Genomic DNA, 2,503 nt, shown 5'->3' on the forward strand with positions numbered 1-2,503 from the left:
TTTTTTATGTTCGATTCTGTAATATTTTGCCAATAAAAAATGGAACAACTTTGCAAAATTTACAATTTTGTATTAACATTTTTGTATTAACAAAAAGCGATGCAACTATGGAAATTGAGTTTTCATGGGATGAGCATAAAGCAGAAACAAACCTCAAAAAACATGGTGTAGCTTTTGAAGATGCAACCTTAGTTTTTTATGATGCTCATGCCGTCTTCAAACAGGATCGCTTTGAAAATGGTGAATATCGTTGGCAAGCGATAGGTCTCGTACACGGGCAGACAGTTTTATTGGTGGCTCATACTGTACAAGATCATAATGGGATTGATCATATCCGTATTATTTCAGCACGACAGGCAGAGAAAAAAGAGAGGAAACAGTATGAACAAAACCGTTACTTACAAAGTAGATTTGAATAAACCTCCTGTCTTATCTGAAGAACAAAAGGCAAGACTTGAAGCATTAGATAAACGCCCAGACAGTGAAATAGACTTTTCGGACATTCCTGAACTTGATGAAAGTTTTTGGAAAAATGCAGTGCAAAATCCATTTTACAAGCCGACTAAACAAGTAACTACGGTTCGCATCGATGCAGATGTCATGCAGTGGCTAAAAGCCCAAGGCAAAGGCTATCAAACACGAATGAATAAAATTTTACGGGATGCCATGCTAAAAGAATTAAAAAATCATCAATAAAAATGGGAGCTTAGGCTCCCATTTTTGACTGCGTATAAGGTGTATTATGTTAATTTTAGGAAATCTAAAAAATCATAGGTGAGTAAATGTTTAAAAGACGATTAGTTATATTCTCAACTTTTTCAATTTCATTTGTTTTAATAGCATGTGGTAACGATAGTGATAAAGAATATGAAGTATGTATTCAAAAGGGTGTTCAATATTACAAAGATATTGATTCTTACCCTAGATTAAAAAGTGAAAATATTTCTGCTGATGATAAAATCCAACAAATTTGTAAAAACAATGTTACAGCATTCAATTAAACAAAATCAGGGGTGAAATATGGAAAATAAAATTATAGGTGAATTATTTGGAGTCAATATACATTCGCCAATAATAAGATCAGAAGTTCGAGAAGTTTTAAAAAAACAGTTAGAATTCAAAAGCATACTAATGTCTGAGGATAATTTATCAGAAGATCAGGCTTTTTTAGAAATAGCAGATATCTTCGAATCTTTCTTCTCAAATATTTCAGAAATAGATAAAGAGAGTTTTGAAAAAATTCATTCAGAAGAAATTGGTGCAGCTCCCAAAGAATGGTTTAATCAGCCAGATGTAGGAAATAACAGTATTTTTATTGAAAAAGGAAATGTTGGAGATCTGTTTGGAATTCAAGTTACATATCCATTTACGAGAGAAAATATTAGGAAGATTGTTAGTACTAGAACAGATCTTATGAAATCTATGGCAGATACTAAAGGTATTAGCCTGTATCAAGCTTCCAATGATTTAGAGGATATTCAAAGTGAATTTATCGAGAAATTAAGCCCGAATGATCAAGAAAAATTCTTAACTATTATGACCGAAGAATTAATTGCCCATTCAAATGCAATCAATGATCAAACTAATAGAATTAATCAAGAAGTTATAGAAAGTGAAATTTCAAATCAAAATCTTACCCAAATAATGGGAACTATTATTTTATTCGGATGTCTTCTTTTTTTATTTTTTATTTTCTTTAAATAAATAAAGTGCCTAATTTAGGCTAAGGTAGCTTCAAAATTAAGCTACCTCCTAGAAGCAGTCCAATGAAAAGTAATATTATGGAAAAATTAAATAAACCAATTGAGCCTATAACAACTCTAGTAATTATATATTTAGCTTTAGTAACTATCTCTATCGCTTTATATGCATTGATACAGATTTATGTTGATGACAAATCTACTGCTTCGAACCTCCTATCGTGGACAGCAACACTATTTGCGACGATAGCATTGCTATATACATTTAATAGTTGGAGAGAACAAAAAGGAAGTGATGTTTTATCAAGACTAGCAGAGGAATGTTTCTATAAATCATATACTATTTTAGATAAAATTGAAGATTTAAATAAAGACTATGAATATAATTTAAAATATAAGTTAAATAATAAATGTAGGTTTGATTTAAAAAAAATAGAATTAATTGATATTGAAATTGAAGATCTTTCAAAAAGAATAAAATTGATAATGGATGAAAAACCAAATAAAGATATTGAAGTTAGCCTTGTTAACTTAAAACACAATTACAATAAATTATTTATAAAATTAGTTGAATTTGATGAAAGTATAAATTCTAATGATATTAGTACTGATAAAATATTAGAAAATTATAAAATAACATTTAAAGAATTAAACTTAAAGAACTTAGTGTCACTATCGATAATCAGTCATAAACTTATGGATTATATATTCCATAGGAAATGATAAAAGTGAATATACACCATTTAGTTAAAATGGCTATTTAACATAAAATCTCTTATACGAACTCAACTCACTCAAGTTCA

General features: G+C 29.2%; 5 protein-coding genes. All 5 read left to right on the top strand.

Going from position 1 to position 2,503, the window contains the following annotated elements; all coding sequences use genetic code 11:
- Positions 1-107: 107 nt before the first annotated feature.
- The 5 genes from AC07E5_RS09925 (at position 108) to AC07E5_RS09945 (ending at position 2,423) form a co-directional block, all read left to right on the top strand.
- Positions 108-419 carry a BrnT family toxin gene (locus tag AC07E5_RS09925; RefSeq protein WP_002042420.1) on the top strand — a complete coding sequence of 104 codons (312 nt, stop codon included), beginning with the start codon at positions 108-110 and terminating at the stop codon, positions 417-419.
- Positions 382-696, top strand: coding sequence for a BrnA antitoxin family protein (locus AC07E5_RS09930; RefSeq protein WP_104988439.1), 315 nt, complete (start codon positions 382-384; stop codon positions 694-696). The genes AC07E5_RS09925 and AC07E5_RS09930 overlap by 38 nt, the downstream gene beginning before the upstream one ends.
- Before the next feature lie 86 nt (positions 697-782).
- Positions 783-1,001, top strand: coding sequence for a hypothetical protein (locus AC07E5_RS09935; protein WP_111034324.1), 219 nt, complete (start codon positions 783-785; stop codon positions 999-1,001).
- Positions 1,002-1,020: 19 nt separating this feature from the next.
- Positions 1,021-1,704: a hypothetical protein gene (locus AC07E5_RS09940; protein WP_111034325.1), complete on the top strand. Its 684-nt coding sequence runs from the start codon at positions 1,021-1,023 to the stop codon at positions 1,702-1,704.
- 62 nt (positions 1,705-1,766) lie between these two features.
- Positions 1,767-2,423, top strand: coding sequence for a hypothetical protein (locus AC07E5_RS09945; protein ID WP_498625364.1), 657 nt, complete (start codon positions 1,767-1,769; stop codon positions 2,421-2,423).
- The last annotated feature ends 80 nt before the right edge of the window (positions 2,424-2,503 follow it).

This window comes from Acinetobacter seohaensis (assembly GCF_056431365.1).